Genomic DNA, 20,072 nt, shown 5'->3' with positions numbered 1-20,072 from the left:
AAGACGGCTCAGGCGTCGCCGACGTGCTCCCTGTTCCCCTGGTCGACCTGCTGGCGCGCCCAGCGGGGCAGGATGAAGATGCCCTCGGCCTCGACGCAGACCTGCGGGTCGGAGCCGTCACTCGGGCGGGTGAGCAGCCGACCACGGATGATCGACTTCACGCCCTCCTCGGAGTGGAGCTTGGCTTCGCCGCGCAGCGGCCCGAGCGGGGTGCCCTGGCGGTAGCGGACGGTCAGGGTGCCGGTCATCCCCGGCTTGCCGCCGGCCGAGGCGGCCTCGCCGAGGAGCTGGTCGAGCACCATCGCCGAGACGCCGCCGTGGACCAGACCGGGAGGGCCTTCGTACGCCGGACCGAGCTCGAACTCGGCCCAGACTCCGCCGTCCTCGCGCTGCACGTCGAGCGGCGGCGCGAAAGCGTTGCCGCGGCCGACGACCGGGTTGCCGTAGTTGCGGTAGCCGCCGTCGCTGCCGAAGCGCACGCCGTGCGGTCCGGGCAGGGCGTCGGCGAGCAGCCGCTGGGTCAGCTCGTCGACCAGGTCGCGTACGCTCTCGAGCTCCTTGGCCTCGACCTGGGTGCGCACCACGGCGTCGACGAGGCCACGGACCGAGTCGGTCAGCGGCACCAGCGAGGCCTCGCGCTCGGCGACCTCGGCCGCGGTGAGCTCGTCGTGGACGTAGCCGGGCGGGGTCTCGAGGTCACGCGCGCGGCCGTAGTGCATGGACATTCATGTCCTCGTCTCAGGTGTGTCGGCCGGTGCGGGACCGGCGAGGATCGGATGAGCCTCACCGTAGACGTGCTCGGTGTCGAGGTGGCAGTGGGTCCCCGGGTAGATGGTCGACATGCACAGGTTGCAGTGGATGCACTGCGACAGGGTCGACGGGTCGTCCTGCAGGCGGTTGATCAGGTCGGGCTCGCGCAGCAGCGCGCGGGCCATCGCGACGTACTCGAAGCCCTCGTCCATCGCGGTGCGCATCCCGGCGAGGTCGGTGACCCCGCCGAGGAGCACCAGCGGCATCTTCAGGGCGCGGCGGAACTCGCGGGCGTTGTCGAGGAAGTAGAGCGGCTTGTAGGGGTACTGCTTGAAGAAGCCCTTCCCCACCATCCTCATCCCCATCCGGATCACCGGGTGCAGCGGCATCCTGGCGGCCATCTCCTTGTAGGGGGCGTCGCCGCGGAAGAGGTACATCGGGTTCATGAACGAGGAGCCGCCGGTGAGCTCGAGCGCGTCGAGATGGCCGTCGGACTCCAGCAGCCGGGCGAACTCGACCGACTCGGGCATGTCGAAACCGCCGCGGTAGCCGTCGCGCATGTTCATCTTCGCGAGCACCGCGACCTGGTCACCGACCGCACCGCGCACCGCCTCGAGGAGCCGGCGCGGGAACGCCGAGCGGTTGGCCAGCGAGCCGCCGAACTCGTCCTTGCGGGTGTTGAGCCTCGGGCTGAGGAACGAGCTCGGGAGGTAGTTGTGGCCGAGGTGGACCTCGATCGCGTCGAAGCCCGACTCGACCGCCATCCGGGCCGCGGCCGCGTGCTGCTCGACGACCCGGGCGAGGTCCTCCGCCGTCGCGGCCTTGTTGAAGGCCATCCCGAGCGCGTTGAACGAGCGCGCCGGCGCCAGCGAGGGAGCGCCGTTGGACTTGGCGTTGGCGACCGGGCCGGCGTGGCCGATCTGGGCCGAGACCTTTGCGCCGGTGCGGTGCACCTCCTCGGTCAGCCGCCTCAGCCCGGGCAGGGCCTCGGGGCGCCAGTAGATGCAGTCGGAGTGCGTACGTCCCTCCGGGGCGACCGCGAGGTAGGCGACCGTGGTCATCCCGACGCCGCCCTCGGCGACAGCGAGATGGTAGTCGATCAGCCGGTCCGAGACGAGCGCGCCGGGTGAGGCGCCCTCGAAGGTGGCGGCCTTGATCACCCGGTTGCGCAGCGTCACCGGTCCGAGCGTGACGGGGGCGAGCGGGTCGGTCGTCGAGCCTGTCATGAACGCACCTTCTTGAACTCTCGCATCCTGCGTAGGTAGCCCACCAGCCGGCGGCCGGGGACGGGGCGGGGCCAGTCGTCGGCGCGGAACCAGGCGTCGCTGCCGCCGTCGACGATCACGACGCTGCCGACCATGAAGTCGGCGGCCGGCCCGAGCATGTGGACGACCCAGTCGGCGAGCAGCCCCGCGTCGCCGTAGCCGCCGGCGGGCACCGGGAACGACTTGATCGCTCTCGCCTCCCCCGGCGTGGCCAGCTGCTTCTCCAGGAGCGGGGTCAGCACCGCGCCGGGCGCGATCGCGTTGAGCCGGATCCCGGCCCTCACCCACTCCGGCTCCACCGAACGGCGGCGCATCCAGTGGGTGACCGCGACCTTCGAGGCGCCGTAGGCCATGGTCGGCGCCATCTTCGCGAACGGCCGGTACGCCCTCAGCGCCCGCTCCGCGTCGCCGTCGAGCAGCGCGGCGATCGCCCGGTTCGGGACCATCGGCATGGTCGTCGTGGAGTTGCTGGAGAAGACCACGACCTTGGCGTTCCCGGTTGCCGCGAGCGCCTCGCGCCAGCCCTCGAGCAGGTCGACGACACCGAAGTAGTTGACCTGGGTGATCAGCCGGGGGCGGTCACGGCCCGGTGAGGGGCCGAGCCCGGCCGCGAGCACCGCGCCGTCGAGGCGCCCGCCGCAGGCGGCGAGCACCTTCTCGGCGGCGTCGCGGCGGCCGCCCGCGGTGGAGAGGTCGGCGACGACGTCGGCCTGCGCGATGTCGACGGTGATGACCCGGTGGCCGGCGTCGATCAGGCGCTGCACCACGGCGGCGCCCATCCCGGAGGCGGAGCCGGTCACGGCGTAGACGCCCATCAGCGAGCCCCGCTCGTGCCGACGACCTCGGCGATGCGGTGCACGTCGGCGGCCGAGCCGAGGCTGAGGAGCAGCGTGGTCACGCCGGTCTCCTCCCACTGGGCGACCTTGTCGCGCACCTCGTCCTCGGTGCCGATGATGTGCAGGTCGTCGACGAGCTCGTCGGGGATGAGCGCAGTCGCCTTCTCCTTCTCGCCGGTCAGGTAGAGCGCCTGGACCTGCCCGGCGAGCTCGGCGTAGCCCATCCGCTCGAAGACCTGGTTGTGGAAGTTCTGCTCCTTGGCCCCCATGCCACCCATGTAGAGCGCCGCGAACGGCTTCATCGCATCGAGCGCCGCCTGCTTCTCCGCGGCGTTCGCGACGATCTGCAGGTGGCAGGTCGCGGCGATCTCGAAGTCGTCGGCGGTACGCCGCGCGCCCGGTCGCGCGAAGCCCTCGGCCAGCCACTCCGCGTACATCGGGGCGGACCTGGGGGTGTAGAAGATCGGGATCCAGCCGTCGGCGATCTCAGCGGTCTGAGCGACGTTCTTCGGACCCTCCGCGCCGAGCCAGATCGGGATGTCGGAGCGCAGCGGGTGCACAATCGGCCTGAGCGGCTTGCCGAGGCCGACCGAGCCTTCACCGGTGAACGGCAGCGGGTAGTGCGGGCCGTCGTTGGTCACCGGCGCCTCGCGGGCGAGCACCTTCCGGATGATCGAGACGACCTCACGGGTGCGGGCCAGCGGCTTGCCGAACGGCTGGCCGTACCAGCCCTCGACGACCTGCGGCCCGCTCACGCCGAGGCCGAGGACGAACCGGCCGCCGGAGAGGTGGTCGAGGGTCAGCGCGTGCATCGCGATCGAGGTCGGGGCGCGCCCCGACATCTGCACGATCGAGGTGCCGAGACGTACCCGGGAGGTCTCCTTGCCCCACCAGGCCAGGGGCGTGAACGCATCGCTCCCCCACGCCTCGGCGGTGAAGATCGCGTCGAACCCTGCCTCCTCGGCGGCGGCGACGAGCTCGCCGACCCCGCTCGGCGGCTGTGCTCCCCAGTAGCCCAGCTGTAGCCCCAACTTCACTCTCATCGACTCCTTCGTCGCCATGTCGTCGCCATGTACGGGTTGTGAGCAATACTAGAACGTGTTTCACTTTCTGTCATGAGTCGCACCCTTCAGGCACCTGTGACAGTCGCTTTCGACTACACCAGATCCACGGGCCCGGTGATCGGCCGTTTCCTCACCGGACTCAAGCAGGCCACCATCGTCGGCGGTCGCCTCAGCGACGGTCGAGTGGCCGTCCCACCACCGGAGTACGACCCGGTCAGCCATCAGGCCGTGACCGAGTTCGTCGAGCTCCCGGACACCGGGACGGTGACCTCGTGGACCTGGGTCAGCGAGCCCGTCGCCGGTCAGCCGTCGGAGTCCGCCTTCGCGTACGCCCTGATCACCATCGACGGGGCCGACACCCCCTGGCTCCACGCCGTCGACGTCGCCTCCCCCGACGACATCTCGACCGGGATGCGGGTCCGCGCGCGGTGGGCGGCCGAGCGCACCGGCGCGGTCACCGACCTGGTCTTCGTGCCCGACGACGGCACGACTTCTGCCGACCGACCGACGGAGCCCGATGCCGAGGAGGTCAGCCGGATCATCACCCCGGTCAGCCTCGACTACCGCTACGCGGCCTCGCCTGAGGAGTCCTCGTTCTTCCGGGGTCTCGCCGAGGGACGGATCCTGGGCCAGCGCTGCCCGAAGTGCCGCAAGGTCTACGTGCCGCCCCGCGGCGCGTGTCCCACCGACGGGGTCCCGACCTCGGAGGAGGTCGAGCTCTCCGACGTCGGCACGGTGACCACGTTCTGCGTCGTCAACGTCCCGTTCATGGGGCAGAAGATCAAGCCGCCCTACGTCTCCGCGTACGTCCTGCTCGACGGTGCCGACATCGCGCTGCAGCACCTGATCCTGGAGATCCCGGCCGAGGAGGTCCGGATGGGGATGCGGGTCAAGGCGGTCTGGAAGCCGCGCGAGGAGTGGGGCACCAGCATCGAGAACATCAGCCACTTCGCCCCGACCGGCGAGCCCGACGCCGACTTCGACACCTACAAGCACCACCTCTGAGAGCGGCTCGACCACAAAGGAATGAGTATGAGAGACGTTGCCGTCGTCGGGTTCGCCCAGCGACAGATGAAGGACTTCGACGGGTCGCCGAGCATGGCCGAGCTGCTCGTGCCGATCCTCGGCGAGTGCTACGAGCAGACCGGGTGGCAGAAGAAGGACATCGGGTTCTGGTGCTCGGGGTCCTCGGACTACCTGGCCGGCCGGTCGTTCTCGTTCGTGAGCGCGATCGACGCGATCGGGGTGCTGCCCCCGGTCAACGAGTCCCACGTCGAGATGGACGCCGCCTGGGCGCTCTACGAGGCGTGGCTGAAGATCCAGACCGGCGAGGTCGACACCGCGCTGGTCTTCGGGTTCGGCAAGGCCTCGGCCGGCGTGCTGCGCCGGACCCTGGCGCTGCAGCTCGACCCCTACACGATGACGCCCCTGTGGCCGGACACCGTCTGCCTCGCCGCCCTCCAGGCACGGCTCGGGCTCGACGCCGGCCTCTGGGACGAGAACGCGCTGGCCGAGGTCGTCAACCGGTCGCTGACCGACGCGGAGAAGAACGAGTACGCGGTGCGCGCCGGTGGCTCCTCGGTCGAGGAGCTGCTCGCCCGGCCGATGTTCGCCGACCCGCTGCGCAAGCACGACTGTGCTCCGGTCACCGACGGCGCTGCCGCGATCGTGCTCGCCGCCGGCGACCGCGCCCGCGAAGCCAACCAGCGCCCGGCCTGGATCTCCGGGATCGCGCACAGCTCCGACGGTCTCCACCTCGGCACCCGCGACCTCACCACCTCCGGGTCCGCCGAACGGGCGGCCGCCGCCGTCGGCGGCACCGACGGTGTCCAGATCGCCGAGCTGCACGCACCCTTCAGCCACCAGGAGCTCGTGCTCCGCTCCGCGCTCGGGCTGGGTGAGGACGTACGGCTCAACCCGTCGGGTGGCGCGCTCGCCGCCAACCCGATGTTCTCCGCCGGCGCGATCCGGATCGGCGAGGCCGCCAAGAAGATCTGGGACGGCACCGCCGACAAGGTGCTCGGCCACGCGACCAGCGGGCCGGCGCTCCAGCAGAACCTCGTATGTGTCATGGAAGGCCGGTGATCCGCATGTGTGGTCTCGACAAGCTCGACCACCGGTCGCGCGGCGTGATGGAAGGACGCAGCTGATGAGCAAGACTCCCGCGGCCGTGATCGGGATCGGCCAGACCCACCACCGCGCCAAGCGCGAGGACGTCTCGATGGCCGGACTGTGCCGCGAGGCGATGGACCGCGCCCTCGAGGACGCCGGGCTCACCCTCGACGAGGTCGACGCCATCGTCATCGGCAAGGCGCCCGACCTCTTCGAGGGCGTGATGATGCCCGAGCTCTACCTCGCCGAGGCGCTCGGCGCCGCCGGCAAGCCGCTGATGCGGGTGCACACCGCCGGATCGGTGGGCGGCTCGACCGCCATCGTCGCCTCCTCGCTGGTCCAGGCGGGCGTCCACAAACGCGTGCTCACGGTGGCCTTCGAGAAGCAGTCCGAGTCCAACGCGATGTGGGCGCTCTCGGTGCCGGTGCCGTTCGTGATGCCGGTCCACGCCGGCGCGGGCGGCTACTTCGCACCCCACGTACGCTCCTACATCCGCCGCTCCGAGGCGCCCTCGCACATCGGCGCGATCGTGGCGGCCAAGGACCGCAACAACGCACTCAAGAACCCCTATGCCCACCTGCACAGCGAGGGCACCACGGTCGAGTCGGTCCTGGCCTCGCAGATGCTCTGGGACCCGATCCACTACGACGAGACCTGCCCCTCCTCCGACGGCGCCTGCGCGATGGTGATCGCCGCCGAGGACGTCGCCAAGACGTACGAGGCGCCCGCCTGGATCCATGGCACCGTGATGCGCTCCGAGCCCACCTCGGCCGCCGAGCGCGACCAGGTCAACCCGCAGGCCGGCCGCGAGGCCGCGGCGGCGCTGTGGAAGGCGACCGGCATCACCGACCCGGCGCGCGAGATCGACTGCGCCGAGATCTACGTGCCGTTCGCCTGGTTCGAGCCGATGTGGATCGAGAACCTCGGCTTCGCACCCGAAGGGGCCGGCTGGAAGCTCACCGAGGCCGGAGAGACCGCACTGGACGGCAGTCTGCCCATCAACATGAGCGGCGGAGTGCTCTCCTCCAACCCGATCGGCGCCTCCGGCATGCTCCGCTTCGCCGAGGCCGCCCTGCAGGTGCGCGGGCGCGCCGGCGAGCACCAGGTCGACGGCGCCCGCCGCGCCCTCGGCCACGCCTACGGCGGCGGCTCGCAGTTCTTCTCGATGTGGGTCGTGGGGGCGGAGCCTCCGTCGAACTGACGGTGTGAGTTGGGATAGTCCAGGGAGCTTCCGTCGGAGTACTCGCAAGTAACCGACGGAAACTCCCTGGACTACCACTTTCTCGACCCGACCACACGTCTACAGGACCCCACGAAAACCAGGGTCGGCTAACGTGCCGTGACATGGATTGTCAGACCTGCGCCATGGCCGCAGCCGAGGCGGAGACGCCTCGTGGATCGATCATCACGACCACTCACTGGCGGGCGGCGCACGCCTACAACACGTCCCTGCCGGGCTGGCTGGTCCTGGTCACCCGCGAGCACCTGACCGCGATCGACGAGCTCGATGCGGAGGGGCACGCCGAGCTCGGCACGCTCATCGGGCAGCTGTCCGGAGCGCTGCGGACCCTGACCGGCTGCGAGAAGACGTACGTCATGCAGTTCTCCGAGGCGCCGGGACATCAGCACGTGCACGTCCACCTGGTGCCGCGGATGCCGGACCAGCCCGAGGACCGCAGGGGCCCGAAGGTGTTCGGCTACCTCGACGTCCCCGAGGACGAGCAGATCTCGGAGCGTGAGCGCGACCGGATCGCGCTCGCCCTGCGGCGGGTCCTGGCCGACCAGCTCGAGAGCGAGCTCGGAGGAGCGCGATGAGCTACGTCGGCCTGAGCAAGCTGCTCGCCATCCCGAACGGGTTCGAGGCACCGCAGGTGCTCACCCACGGCGACCTGACCGCACGACCGCTCTCCCGGGAGTGCCTGATTGATGACGTACGTGCCATCAACGCCGATCGCGAGCTGATCAACGCCACTCGCGGCGGCGGCTGGCCCGAGGGGCCGACCTCGGAGGCCGACGACTACATCGACCTGGTCTGGCACGAGGGCGAGTGGAAGGAGAACAAGTCGTTCTCCTACGTGCTCTCCACACCTGACCTCGGCTACGTCGGGTGTGCCTATCTCTATCCGCTCGGGGTCCGGCAGGAGCTGAGCGAGGAGCTGGCGACCTACGACGTCGACGTCAGCTGGTGGGTGACCACCGAGGCCTATGAGCAGGGGCTCTACGAACTGGTCTTCGAAGCGCTGAGAACGTGGGTGCCCGCGCACTATCCGTTCCGCCGGCCCCACTTCTCCAACACAGTGGTCCCAGGTCAGGCCTAGGAGCCGGCCACCGCCGGCCGAAACCGCAGAAGTGGCGGACGAAACTGTCGTCTCGTCCGCCACTTCCGCCTACTCGCCCACCGTTCTCGGGGTCCGGCGAGAACGAGGGTCTCAGGCGTAGGTGACCGGCATCTCCTTGATGCCGTTGATCCACGCGTGGCGCAGGCGGCGCAGCTCGCCGTTGGGCTTGAGATCGGGCATCCGGTCGGCGATCACGTCGAACATGATCCGCACCTCCATCCGCGCGAGGTTGGCGCCGATGCAGTAGTGGGCGCCGTGGCCACCGAAGGCGAGGTGGGGGTTGTGCTCGCGGGTGATGTCGAAGGTGTCCGGGTCGTCGAAGACGTCCTCGTCGTGGTTGCCCGAGGCGTAGAAGATGCCGACTCGCTGACCCTTCTTGACCAGCTGGCCGCCGACCTCGACGTCGTTGAGCGCCGTACGCTGGAAGACCGTGACCGGGGTCGCCCAGCGGATCACCTCGTCGACCATGGTGTCGGGGCGCTCCTTCTTCCACAGCTCCCACTGGTCGGGGTGCTCGAAGAACGCCTGCATGCCGTGGGAGATCGCGTTGCGGGTGGTCTCGTTGCCGGCGACCGCGAGCAGGATGACGAAGAAGCCGAACTCGTCGTCGCCCAGCGCGCCACCCTCCAGCTCGGCGTTGACGAGCTTGGAGATGATGTCGTCCTTGGGATCCGCCTTGCGCTCGGCGGCCAGGGCCATCGCGTACGTCAGGATCTCGATCGAGGCCGCCTCGGGGTCGGCGTCGTAGTCCGGGTCGTCGTAGGCGAGCATCTGGTTGGACCAGTCGAAGAGCTTGCGACGGTCCTCCTGCGGTACGCCGAGGAGCTCGGCGATCGCCTGGAGCGGCAGCTCCGCGGCGACCTCGGAGACGAAGTCGCCCTCCCCCTTGGCCAGCGCGTCGTCGATGATGTTGTTGGCCCGCTCGACCAGGCGGTCCTTGAGCGCGTTGATCGCGCGCGGGGTGAAGCCGCGGCTGATGATCTGGCGCAGCTTGGTGTGGTCGGGTGCGTCGTGATGGATCAGCATCGCGCGCTGCAGCTCGACCTGCTCACGGGTCATGTCCGGCGCGAACCGGATGATCACGCCGTTCTCGTGGGTGCTGAAGTTCTCGTTGTCCTTGGAGACGGCGAGGATGTCCTCGTGCTTGCTCACCGCCCAGAAGCCGGTGTCGAGGAAGCCTGCGCGAGCCTCCGGCGTCTGCTCGACCCACCACACCGGCGCGGTCTTGCGAAGCTCGAGGAACTCCTGGAGCGGGACGCGCTCCTCGTTGAGCACGGGATCGGTCGGATCGAAATCCACGGGGAGAGCGGTCACGGGTGTGCTCCTTCGAGGTCATTTCTGTAACACGTTCTAGTTTATCGTCACACAGCCCCGGGCATCGCACAAGGGTTGCGCCAAACGAGAACACGTTCTACTTTGGGACAATCGAGTGTAACCCGAGTCACGTCACCCAGGACGTGACCCAGCGCGGCCGCGCACCAGCGACTTGATCGACACCCCCGAAGAGCGAGGTTCCATGGGCACGCCCGTCATCGTCGAAGCCGTCCGTACCCCCATCGGCAAGAGGAAGGGCTGGCTGGCCGGTCTCCACCCGGGCGTGCTGCTCGGCGCCGCGCAGCTGGAGGTGCTCAAGCGCGCCGGAGTCGACCCTGACCTGGTGGATCAGGTCATCGGCGGCTGCGTCTCGCAGGCCGGCGAGCAGTCCAACAACATGGTCCGCCGCGCCTGGCTCCACGCCGGGCTGTCGATCCACACCGGCTCCACGGTCATCGACGCACAGTGCTCCTCGGCCCAGCAGGCCACCCACCTGATCAACGCGATGATCGCCTCCGACCAGATCAAGGTCGGCATCGCCTGCGGCATCGAGTCGATGTCGCGCATCCCGCTCGGCGCCAACGTCCCCAAGGGTGCCGGCGACCCGCGTCCCGCGGACTGGAACATCGATCTGCCCAACCAGTTCGAGGGCGCCGACCGGATCGTGAAGAACCGCGGCTTCTCCCGCAACGAGGTCGACGAGTTCGGGCTGTGGTCGCAGGTCAAGGCCCGTCAGGCGCGCGACGCGGGCCGGTTCGAGAGCCAGATCTTCGCCGTCGAGGCCCCCGTGCTCGACGAGGAGGGCAACCCGACCGGCGAGCTGCGTACGGTCACCGAGGACCAGGGCATCCGCGACACCTCCCTGGAGAAGCTGGCCGGGCTGAACCCGGTGCTCGAGGGCGGCACCCACACCGCCGGTACGTCCTCGCAGATCTCCGACGGCGCCTCGGCGCTGCTGCTGATGGACTCAGAGGTCGCCGCCTCGCTCGGCCTGAAGGCCCGCGCGCGGATCGTCACCTCCAACCTGGTCGGCTCGGACCCCTATTACCACCTCGACGGGCCGGTCCAGGCGACCGAGAAGGCGCTGAAGGACACCGGGATGACGATCGGCGACATCGACATCGCCGAGGTCAACGAGGCGTTCGCGGGCGTGGTCATGTCCTGGGCCAAGGTGCACCAGGTCCCCGAGGAGAAGATCAACGTCAACGGCGGGGCGATCGCGCTCGGCCACCCCGTCGGATCCACCGGCACCCGCCTGCTCACCGCCGCCCTCCACGAGCTGGAGCGCCGCGACGCGAGCACCGCCCTGGTCTCCATGTGTGCCGGCGGCGCGCAGGCGACCGCGACGATCATCGAGAGGATCTGAGATGGCGCGCGCGAAAGTAACCGAGGCCGAGTACGTCGTGGTCGGAGCCGGATCGGCCGGCTGCGCGGTCGCCGGCCGCCTGGCCGCGGCCGGGAAGTCGGTCATCCTGCTCGAGGCAGGCAAGAACGACAAGCACAACTACCTGGTCACCAAGCCGGGCATGATCGGCCCGCTGCACGCCGAGCCCCGGCTGAAGAAGCTGGTCGACTGGGGCTACCACACGGTGCCGCAGCAGCACGCCCGCAACCGCCAGCTGCCCCAGCCCCGCGGCAAGGTGCTCGGCGGCTCCTCCTCCATCAACGGCCTGCTCTGGGTCCGGGGCAACCGCGCCAACTACGACGCCTGGGCAGCCGAGGGCAACACCGGCTGGGACGCGGACTCGGTCAACGAGGCGTACCGCCGGGTCGAGGACTACGAGGGCGGCGGCTCCGACTACCGCGGCACCGGCGGCCCGATCAAGGTCATGAAGCACCCGCGGCCGACCGAGGCGTCGCTCTCCTTCCAGCGCGCGGCCTCCGAGACGCTCGACGTGAAGGTGCTCGACGACTACAACGGCGCCGAGCAGGAGGGCGTCTCGACCTTCCAGCAAAGCGGCATCGACGGCCTGCGCTACTCCACCTCGCGCGGCTACCTCCACGACCAGGAGCTGGCCAGCCTCACCACGCTCACGCGCGTGCACGTCTCGAAGATCGTGATCGAGAACGGCCGCGCGACCGGCGTCGAGATCCTCGGCAGGCAGGGCCCGCAGACGATCTCGGCCACCAAGGAGGTCATCGTCTCCGCCGGCGTCTTCGGCTCACCGCAGCTGCTGATGCTCTCCGGGATCGGCCACTCCGCCCACCTCGCCGAGCACGGCATCACCACGCTCCATGACCTTCCGGTCGGCGACAACCTGCACGACCACATGTTCGTGCCGACCACCTGGGAGATGCCGACCGCGGTCCACCACGGCACCGCGGCCTACTTCGGCAAGGCGGTGCTCAAGGAGCAGACGGTCGGCAGGTCGATCCTGGGCCACACGGTCTTCGAGACGGTCGGCTTCGTACGCACCTCGCTGGCCACCGACGTACCCGACCTGCAGCTGCATGTCCTCCCCTGGGCCTACCCCTCCCCCAACCAGGACGCGCCGATCCGCCACGACGTCGACCCGCGGGCCGCGCTGACGGTGATGTCGTCGCTGATCTACCCGCGCTCGCGCGGCACCCTCCGGCTGCGGAACAACGACCCGCTGGCCGAGCCGCTGATCGACTTCAACTACCTGGCCGAGCCCGACGACAAGCGCGTGCTCCTCGAGGGCGTCGAGATGATCCGCGAGATCATGGCCGCCCCGGCCTTCGGCGACCAGGTGAAGTCCGAGATCCATCCCGGGAAGGCGATCGACGCCGAGGCGATGAAGGACGAGGTCACCAACCGGGCGACCTCGATCTACCACGGTGTCGGCTCCTGCCGGATGGGCGTCGACGAGCGTGCCGTGGTCGACCCGCAGCTGCGCGTACGCGGCGTCGAGGGGCTCCGCGTCGCCGACGCGTCGATCATGCCCTCGATCATCGGCGGCAACACCAACGCTCCGGCGGTCATGATCGGTGACCGTTGCGCCTCCTTCGTCCTGGGCGAAGACTCCTGAAACGACCTCGACAACACAGCTGATCGGAAGCAGACATGAGCACTGAGACCGCGAAGACAGCAGCCGTACGCCGCCCCGACTGGATCACCGAGGAAGTGCTGGGCGAGCTGGTCTCCCGGGTGCCGTCCTCGACGGGTGCGTCCTGGAAGCTGACCGAGGTCTACACCGGCGAGGTGCTGGTGGCGCTGCCCCAGTCCTCGCCGGCCGATGTGGAGCGGGCGGCCGCGGCCGGACGGGCCGCCCAGCGCGAGTGGGCGGCCACACCGCTGCCTGAGCGCCTGGCGGTCTTCAAGCGCGCCCACGAGCTGATCCTGCGCAACCAGCACAAGATCGCCGACCTGATCCAGGCCGAGTCGGGCAAGGCGCGCCGGATCGCCTTCGAGGAGGTCTGCGACGTGCCGATGGTGATCTCCCACTACCTCAAGCGGGCACCGAGGCTCCTCAAGGACAAGAAGCGCCCGGGCGTGATGCCGGTGCTCTCGAGCTCCATCGAGCGCCACCCGCCGCGGGGGCTGATCGGGATCATCGCGCCGTGGAACTTCCCGTTCGCGACCGGACTCTCCGACGCGGTCCCGGCGCTCATGGCCGGCAACGCGGTGCTCCTCAAGCCCGACAACAAGACCGCACTCTCGCCGTTGTTCGGGATCTCGCTGCTCGAGGAGGCCGGGCTGCCCAAGGGGCTGTTCCAGGTCGTCTGCGGCGAGGGTCCCGACGTCGGCCCGACGATGATGGACAACGTCGACTACGCGATGTTCACCGGCTCCACAGCGACTGGCCGCGTCATCGGGGAGCAGGCCGGGCGCAACCTGATCGGCGCCTGCCTCGAGCTCGGCGGCAAGAACCCGATGATCGTCCTCGACGACGCCGACATCGACGAGACCGTCGCCGGCTCGATGTTCGCCGTCTTCGGCAACACCGGCCAGATCTGCATGCACATCGAGCGGATCTACATCCCCGACGCGATGTACGACGAGTTCCGCGACAAGTTCGTGGCTGCGGTCGAGAGCATGCGGATCGAGGCTGCGTACGCCTTCGGTCCGGATCTGGGCGCGCTGGTCTCCCCCGACCACCTGGCCCGGGTGCAGTCGCACGTCGAGGATGCGGTCGCCAAGGGCGCCACGGTGCTCACCGGCGGCCAGGCACGGCCCGACGTCGGTCCGACCTTCTTCGAGCCCACCATCTTGGAGGGCACCACCAAGGAGATGCTCCACGGCGTGACCGAGACCTTCGGGCCGGTCGTCTCGCTCCACCGCTACTCCACGCTGGAGGAGGCCATCGAGCTGGCCAACGACACCGACTACGGGCTCAACGCCTCGGTGTGGACCACGAACTTCAAGCGCGCCCAGGCGATCGCGGCACGCATCGAGTCGGGCAACGTCAACATCAACGACGGCCTGGCCACCGCGTACGCCTCGAAGTCGACGCCCTCGGGCGGGATGAAGCAGTCCGGCGTCGGTGCGCGTCACGGCGACCAGGGGCTGCTGAAGTACACCGAGACCCAGAACGTCGCGACCCTGAAGAAGCAGGTCATGGGGCCGCAGGGCAAGCAGACCTTCGACGACTACGCCAAGCAGATGCAGACATCGCTGCGGTGGATGCGGAAGCTCAGGATTCGTTGAGCCCTGCAGCGCCCGCCGTCTCCCGCTATGCCGACCTGAGCCGGGAGGAGCTCGCGGAGGTGGTGCGCGAGCTCCTCCTGATCGGCCAGCTGATCGACCGCTCGGGGATGGCCTGGTGCATCTCCGCGTTCGGGCGCGAGGAGATGCTGCAGATCGCGATCACCGAGTGGGCGGCGGCCTCGCCGATCTACACCCGGCGGATGCAGGCCGCGTTGGGCTACGCGCCGGATGTGCCCGGTCGCGGTGACGTGCCGACCATCTTCAAGGGGCTCCAGATCGACATCGGCGCCCCGCCGCAGTTCATGGACTTCCGCTACACCGTGCACGACGAGCACCACGGGGAGTTCCACCTCGACCACTGCGGTGCGCTGATGGACGTGGAGCCGATGGGCGAGGAGTACGTCCGCGGCATGTGCCACGACATCGAGGACCCGACCTTCGACGCGACCGCCATCGCCACCCACCCGCGGGCGCAGGTGCGGCCCGTGCACCGGCCGCCGCGGGTGCCTGCCGACCGGACGCCGCACTGCCGTTGGACGGTCACCATCGACGATGCCCACCCCGAGGCGGTCGCGGTCCCGGAGCTGGCGGTCAACGAACAGTCGCGAGCGGCACGGCTCGAGCTGACGTCGATCGATCCTGCTGACGAGGGGGTCTCCGACTACTCAGGTCCGCTCCTCTCCGACCTCGACCTCGCTGCCTTCTCCCGCTCGGCGCTGGTGCGGATCGCCGACGAGGTCTGCCTGCAGATGGCGCTGCTCGACCGCGGGTTCGTCCTCGCGCTGCAGCAGCGGGCGACCTCGCCCGAGCAGCTCCTCGACATCCGTCGCAAGCAGCTCGTCGGGGTCGCCGGTATCGCCGGGGCGCGCCTCGCGCGGGTGCTGTCGTTCTCGCCGGACACGGAGGGTGCGCTGCGACTGCTCGCGCTCCACCCGATGCTCAACCCGGCTGCGTACGTCTCGGTGGAGGTCGCGGGTGATGCCCTGATCGTCCGGCCGGCTGCCGCCGATGAGGACGGCGCCTGGGTCTCGCTGATGGGGCCGGCATGGTCGGTTCCGCTGCGGGCCGCGGTGCGGGCGCTCGACCCCCACCTCGACGTCGACGTGTCGCCGCTCGGTCACGAGGACGGCTGGCGGGTCGAGGTCGTACGCCGCCCCGAACCCGCCCCCGAAGCCTCCGAGGTCGCGGTCGTGCGGTTCAGCACCGGCGCGGACTTCGCCTTCGAGCCGCGCCGGTCGCTGCCGATCACACCGGTGTGAGGCCTACCTGCGGCGCAGCGCGAGCACCGGGATCACGCGGTCGGTCTTCTTCTCGTAGTCGGCGAAACCCGGGCTCATCTCCTTGAACCGCTCCCACGCCGCGTCGCGCTCGGCGCCGGTGAGCTCGCTGACCTCGACCTCGACGACCCCGTCGTCCGGCGTCTCGATCTTGGTCTCCGGGTTGGCCAGGAGGTTGTGGTACCATGCCGGGTTCTCCGGCGCGCCCGCCTTCGAGGCAGCGATCAGCCAGGTGTCGTCGTCTTGGCGGATGTGGGCTACCGGCGACACCCGCTCCACGCCCGACTTCCTGCCGACGTGGTGCACCAGCACCAACCCGCGCCCGAACGGCACCGAGGTGACGTTGCCATCGTTCGACCGGAACTCGTCGATGATCGCCTGGTTCCAGTCCTTGTAGCTCTCTGACATGGAGTGCCTTTCCCCCGAGGAACGGTTTTCACCCACTCTTGCAGAGATCTCCAATGGGCGTGGGTGCATCGTGTGGGATACCCGGTCGACCGGGTATCCCTGGACTTGACGGGCACTGACACACCCGACAAGTCCACAAAGTGCCCGTCAAGCCACGCCGGACGTCTCACTCCCCGGACACTCGAGGCCCGTCAGGCGCGGACCGGTGCTGCGATGCGTACCTGCTCCTCTGGGTCGGTGACCTTCAGGCGCGGGCGGCCGATCTCCTTGCCGGACTTGCGCTCGTGGGCGTCGAGGGCGTTCCAGCCGGCGTGGTCGATGACGGTCACCCCGCGGTCGGTCAGCAGCTCGTCGAGCGGCTGCCCGGTCGGGGCGGGGAGCGCGCCGGCGGCGTGGTCGTCGAGGAGGGTGCGTACGGTCTCGGCGGCGCAGGCGCGGTTGGTGCCGATGACACCGCTGGGGCCGCGTTTGGCCCAGCCTGCGGTGTAGGTGCCTTCGACGCCGGTCACCCGGCCGGCCTCGTGCGGGAAGCGGCCGGTGCCCTCCTCGGTGGGGACGCCGTCGACGCCTGCCGAGCGGTAGCCGGTGGCACGGACGACGAGGCCGGCCTCGATCTCCTCGCCGCCATCGAACCGCACCCCGGTGACGGTGTCGGTGCCGAGGATCTCGATCGGGGTGAGGCCGAAGCGGAGGACGAGCCGCTTCGCGGCGTCCGTACGCGGCCGGGCGGCCAGGCCGCGGAGCAGATCTGCCTTCTGGAGGGCCGCGAAGGTGCCGGCGGTGCGCTCGGGCAGGTCGGCTTCGATCGGCAGCGTCGCCAGGTCCGCTTCGTCGACGACGACCTCGATGCGCGAGTCGTCGGCCAAGGCGCGGAGCTCGGGGCTGGTGAACGCTGCGAACTCAGGGCCGCGGCGGGCGGTGACCACGACCTCGCGGATGCCGCTCGCGCAGAGCGCGTCGAGGGCTGCCGGGGCCAGGTCTGAGGCGGTCAGCACGTCCTCCTCGGCGAGCAGCAACCGGGCGAGGTCGAGGGCGACGTTGCCGTTGCCGATGACGACGGCGCGCTCGTGGTCGAGCGGGAAGGTGAGCGCGACCCGGTCGGGATGGCCGTTGTACCAACCCACGAGCTCGGCCGCCGACGTCGAGCCGGGCAGCTCTTCACCCGTCAGGCCGAGCGTGCGACCCTCACCCGCGCCGGTCGTGTAGACGACCGCATGGTGGGCAGCGAGGAGCTCCTCATGGGTGACGTCGCGGCCGACCTCGACGTTGTAGCGGGTCCGCACCCGGCGGTGACGAGCGGTCTTCGCGAAGCCGGAGACGACCTCTTTGGTGTCGAGGTGGTCCGGCGCGACGCCATGGCGGACGAGGCCGTAGGGAGTGGCCAGCCGGTCGATCACGGTGATCTCGACGTCGCAGCGGCGGGTCGCGGCGAGCTCCTCGGCGACGTACCAGCCCGCAGGGCCGGCGCCGACCACGGCGACCTTCAACGGACCGTCGCCGGCGACCTTCGCACCCGGAGACGGAACCGGCGCGGGCTCGCCCTGCTCGCCGGTGAACTCGAAGAACGCGGCGTTGATGTCGGTGTAGGGCGCGAACGCGTCCGGCACCTCGTAGTCGGGGAAGATCGCGTTGACCGGGCAGGCGTCCTCGCAGGCGCCGCAGTCGATGCACTCGTCGGGATGGATGTAGAGCATCTCCGCGGCCGCGAACCCGGGCTCGTCGGGCGCCGGGTGGATGCAGTCCACCGGGCAGACCTCCACGCAGGAGGCGTCGTTGCAGCAGGACTGGGTGATGACGTAAGTCATGAGCGCTGTGCCTTTCCCTGGGCCCCTTCCCGGGCCTCTCCCTCGGCCTCTTCCCGGGCCTTCCTCCGAGCTTCCCTTCTGGCCTTGCCGATGGTCTCCTCGACAACGGTGTTGATCCTTGCACCGTGGGGCCACCCCGCGTAGTGGGACAGGAAGACCACGATTTCGCGCAGCTCGTCCTCGGAGAGCTCACCGTTGGCGTACGCAGCGGGGATCTGGATCCCGAGCACGTCCGCGGCGCCCTGGCCGGCGAGCAGGCCGACCAGCAGGAGCCGCCGGTCGCGCGTGGTCAGGCCCGGGCGCTGCCAGATGTCGCCGAAGAGGTGGTCGGCGGTGTAGCGGAAGAAGTCGCCCTCGCCGTCGGCCATGTCGAAGCCGTAGACCTCCTCCATCTTGCGCAGCCCTCGGGCGCGCAGCGCGGGGAGGTCGGCGAACTTCTCGTCCTCCGGAGGTCGAGCCCCCAGCCCGAGCCCCGACGCAAGCCGCTCCAGAGCCAGCCGCGCCAGCGGCACCTCGACCCCGAGCTCGTCGGCGAGCTCGATCGCGAAGCCGAGGTCCTTCTCCCCCAGCGCGACGACGTGCCCGAAGACGCCGTGCCAGAAGTCGGTCTCCTCGATCGGCGCGGTGGTGTCGCGGTGCATGATCGCCCCCGGGCCGCCGGTGATGGCGTCGGTGTGGCGTACGACCTCGCCGAGCTCCACCAGGTCCAGCCCGGCCGCCTCGGCCAGCCGCTGGGCCTCGGTGGCGGCGGTGAAGGAGGCGAAGTGGAGCAGGTTGCGGGCGAGCTTGAGCCGGGTGCCGGCGCCGACCGGGCCGGCGTGGACCACTCGGGTGCCCATCGCCGCCAGGACCGGGGCCGCGGCGGCATACCCTTCGATCGGACCGCCCACCAGGATCGCCAGCGTACCCTCGGCGGCGCCCATCGGACCGCCGGAGACCGGCGCATCGAGCACGTGCACGCCGTGGGGCTCGGCGCTCGCGGCCAGCTCGGCGGGGGTGCCCGGGGCGACCGTGGAGTGCACCAGGACCGTCAGCGGATGCTCCCTCGTCCGGTTGCCGACGGCGCCGAGCACCTCCGCGATCACCGCACGCACCTGGTCGTCGTCTCGCACCATCACGCCCAGCACGTCGACCTCGACCGCCATCTCGGCGACGGAGGCTGCCGCCTTCGCCCCCGCGGCAGCGAGCTCGGCGACCGGTTCGGCGGCGATGTCGTGGACCCACAGCTCGATCCCGTCGGCATGGGCGAGCTGGAGCGTCATCGGCTTGCCGATGGTGCCGAGGCCCACGAATCCTGCGCGGAGGTCGTCCATCGTGCTCACAGCCGGAACGTCCCGCCACCGTCGACGGCGATGATCTGGCCCGAGATCCACGAGGACTCCTCGGAGAGGAGGAACTTCAACGTCCCGACCATGTCCTCGGTGGTGCCGAGGCGTTTGATCGCCATCTGCCTGGTCATGTCCTGAGCCGCCTCGCCGGCCTGGATGCGCGTCGCCTCGGTGTCGGTCGGCCCCGGCGCGATCGCGTTGACCCGGATGTTCATCCCACCGAGCTCGTGGGCGAGCTGCTGGGTCAGCCCGTTGATGCCGACCTTTGCGAGACCGTAGAAGCCGGAGTAGAGATAGGCGGCGGTCGAGGACTGGTTGACGATCGCTCCGCCGCCCCGCTTCTGCATCGCCGGGTAGACCGCGCGGGTCATCACCAGCGCACCGTCGAGGTTCACGCTCATGAATTTCTCGTAGTAGTCCCAGTCGACCGTGATCAGCAGGTCGAAGGCCATGTCGCCGTAGATGGCGGCGTTGTTGACGAGCCCGTCGATGCCGCCGTACGCCTCGGTCGTCTCCTCCACCAGCGCGGCGGCGGAATCGCGGTCGGAGACGTCACAGCGCACGAACCGCGCCACCCCGCCCAAGGCCTCGATCTCCTTGGCGACCTGCTGCCCCTTGTCCGCGTGGATGTCAGCCACGACGACGGCCGCGCCCTCGGCGGCCAACCCCTTCGCGTACGCCTCACCGATCCCCTGCGCCGCGCCGGTGACCACCACGACCTTGTCCCTGAACCTCATCGTGCCCCTTCCTCTCCCAGACCGCCGACCCGGCGCATCTGCCTCACGTGAGGGCGCCCACTCGGCGCAACTGCCTCACGTATCGATGCCCAGCCGGCGCATCTGTCCCACCCGAGCGCGTCGAGTCGGCGCATCTGCCCCAAGGTCAGCTGCCCATTCGGGGCAGTTGCGCCGACTCGGCGTCCCACAGCGGGGCAGTTGCGCCGAGTGGGCGTGAATTTCTGGGGC

The 20,072-nt window shown here is 69.9% G+C and carries 18 protein-coding genes; 9 read left to right on the top strand and 9 right to left on the bottom strand.

The genetic code is table 11. The annotated features are described in order from the left end of the window. Positions 1-8: 8 nt before the first annotated feature. Genes IEY81_RS01630 through IEY81_RS01615 form a run of 4 tightly spaced genes read right to left on the bottom strand, consistent with a single transcriptional unit; the run spans position 9 to position 3,894 of the window. Positions 9-725 carry a PaaI family thioesterase gene (locus tag IEY81_RS01630; protein ID WP_189116683.1) on the bottom strand — a complete coding sequence of 239 codons (717 nt, stop codon included), beginning with the start codon at positions 723-725 and terminating at the stop codon, positions 9-11. Further along, the gene (locus IEY81_RS01625) at positions 726-1,976 is read right to left on the bottom strand and encodes an NADH:flavin oxidoreductase (RefSeq protein ID WP_189116682.1); all 1,251 of its coding nucleotides are present in this window, start codon (positions 1,974-1,976) and stop codon (positions 726-728) included. Then, on the bottom strand, positions 1,973-2,830 hold the full coding sequence (locus tag IEY81_RS01620) for an SDR family oxidoreductase (protein WP_189116681.1): 858 nt from the start codon (positions 2,828-2,830) through the stop codon (positions 1,973-1,975). Before IEY81_RS01620 ends, IEY81_RS01625 begins: the two co-directional genes overlap by 4 nt. Next, a complete protein-coding gene (locus tag IEY81_RS01615) occupies positions 2,830-3,894 on the bottom strand; it encodes an LLM class F420-dependent oxidoreductase (protein WP_229787178.1) in 1,065 nt (354 codons plus the stop codon). The genes IEY81_RS01620 and IEY81_RS01615 overlap by 1 nt, the downstream gene beginning before the upstream one ends. Before the next feature lie 72 nt (positions 3,895-3,966). On the opposite strand from IEY81_RS01615, the gene IEY81_RS01610 reads away from it, so the two are divergent. The 5 genes from IEY81_RS01610 (at position 3,967) to IEY81_RS01590 (ending at position 8,345) form a co-directional block, all read left to right on the top strand. After that, positions 3,967-4,920: a Zn-ribbon domain-containing OB-fold protein gene (locus IEY81_RS01610; protein ID WP_189116680.1), complete on the top strand. Its 954-nt coding sequence runs from the start codon at positions 3,967-3,969 to the stop codon at positions 4,918-4,920. A gap of 27 nt (positions 4,921-4,947) precedes the next feature. Further along, positions 4,948-6,000: a thiolase family protein gene (locus tag IEY81_RS01605; RefSeq protein ID WP_189116679.1), complete on the top strand. Its 1,053-nt coding sequence runs from the start codon at positions 4,948-4,950 to the stop codon at positions 5,998-6,000. A 64-nt stretch (positions 6,001-6,064) separates the two neighbouring features. Further along, on the top strand, positions 6,065-7,228 hold the full coding sequence (locus IEY81_RS01600) for a thiolase family protein (protein WP_189116678.1): 1,164 nt from the start codon (positions 6,065-6,067) through the stop codon (positions 7,226-7,228). Between the two features lie 143 nt (positions 7,229-7,371). Continuing rightward, a complete protein-coding gene (locus IEY81_RS01595; RefSeq protein ID WP_189116677.1) occupies positions 7,372-7,842 on the top strand; it encodes an HIT family protein in 471 nt (156 codons plus the stop codon). Beyond that, positions 7,839-8,345, top strand: coding sequence for a GNAT family N-acetyltransferase (locus tag IEY81_RS01590; protein ID WP_189116676.1), 507 nt, complete (start codon positions 7,839-7,841; stop codon positions 8,343-8,345). The genes IEY81_RS01595 and IEY81_RS01590 overlap by 4 nt, the downstream gene beginning before the upstream one ends. Before the next feature lie 111 nt (positions 8,346-8,456). Here IEY81_RS01590 and IEY81_RS01585 read toward each other — a convergent pair whose 3' ends face one another. Then, complete coding sequence (locus tag IEY81_RS01585; RefSeq protein WP_189116675.1) at positions 8,457-9,680, bottom strand: cytochrome P450; 1,224 nt, start codon at positions 9,678-9,680, stop codon at positions 8,457-8,459. 202 nt (positions 9,681-9,882) lie between these two features. On the opposite strand from IEY81_RS01585, the gene IEY81_RS01580 reads away from it, so the two are divergent. The 4 genes from IEY81_RS01580 to IEY81_RS01565 are packed head-to-tail and all read left to right on the top strand — an operon-like array spanning position 9,883 to position 15,548. Beyond that, the gene (locus IEY81_RS01580) at positions 9,883-11,046 is read left to right on the top strand and encodes a steroid 3-ketoacyl-CoA thiolase (RefSeq protein ID WP_189116674.1); all 1,164 of its coding nucleotides are present in this window, start codon (positions 9,883-9,885) and stop codon (positions 11,044-11,046) included. A gap of 1 nt (position 11,047) precedes the next feature. After that, positions 11,048-12,670, top strand: a complete 1,623-nt coding sequence (locus IEY81_RS01575; protein WP_189116673.1) for a GMC family oxidoreductase — start codon at positions 11,048-11,050, stop codon at positions 12,668-12,670. 35 nt (positions 12,671-12,705) lie between these two features. Continuing rightward, positions 12,706-14,289, top strand: a complete 1,584-nt coding sequence (locus IEY81_RS01570) for a succinic semialdehyde dehydrogenase (protein ID WP_189116672.1) — start codon at positions 12,706-12,708, stop codon at positions 14,287-14,289. Further along, positions 14,286-15,548: a hypothetical protein gene (locus tag IEY81_RS01565; RefSeq protein ID WP_189116671.1), complete on the top strand. Its 1,263-nt coding sequence runs from the start codon at positions 14,286-14,288 to the stop codon at positions 15,546-15,548. The genes IEY81_RS01570 and IEY81_RS01565 overlap by 4 nt, the downstream gene beginning before the upstream one ends. A 3-nt stretch (positions 15,549-15,551) precedes the next feature. On the opposite strand, the gene IEY81_RS01560 is transcribed toward IEY81_RS01565, so the two are convergent. From IEY81_RS01560 to IEY81_RS01540, 4 genes are all read right to left on the bottom strand, one after another. Then, complete coding sequence (locus tag IEY81_RS01560) at positions 15,552-15,974, bottom strand: nitroreductase/quinone reductase family protein (protein WP_189116670.1); 423 nt, start codon at positions 15,972-15,974, stop codon at positions 15,552-15,554. A 191-nt stretch (positions 15,975-16,165) separates the two neighbouring features. After that, a complete protein-coding gene (locus IEY81_RS01555) occupies positions 16,166-17,779 on the bottom strand; it encodes an FAD-dependent oxidoreductase (protein ID WP_189116669.1) in 1,614 nt (537 codons plus the stop codon). Next, positions 17,776-19,092: an NAD(P)-binding domain-containing protein gene (locus tag IEY81_RS24015; RefSeq protein ID WP_229787233.1), complete on the bottom strand. Its 1,317-nt coding sequence runs from the start codon at positions 19,090-19,092 to the stop codon at positions 17,776-17,778. The genes IEY81_RS01555 and IEY81_RS24015 overlap by 4 nt, the downstream gene beginning before the upstream one ends. A gap of 5 nt (positions 19,093-19,097) precedes the next feature. Then, positions 19,098-19,844, bottom strand: coding sequence for an SDR family oxidoreductase (locus IEY81_RS01540; protein WP_189116668.1), 747 nt, complete (start codon positions 19,842-19,844; stop codon positions 19,098-19,100). Positions 19,845-20,072: the final 228 nt, after the last annotated feature.

It is taken from the genome of Nocardioides luteus (assembly GCF_014648595.1).
In the GTDB taxonomy this organism is placed as follows: domain Bacteria; phylum Actinomycetota; class Actinomycetes; order Propionibacteriales; family Nocardioidaceae; genus Nocardioides; species Nocardioides luteus.
This window is presented reverse-complemented; position numbering and strand designations above follow the sequence as displayed.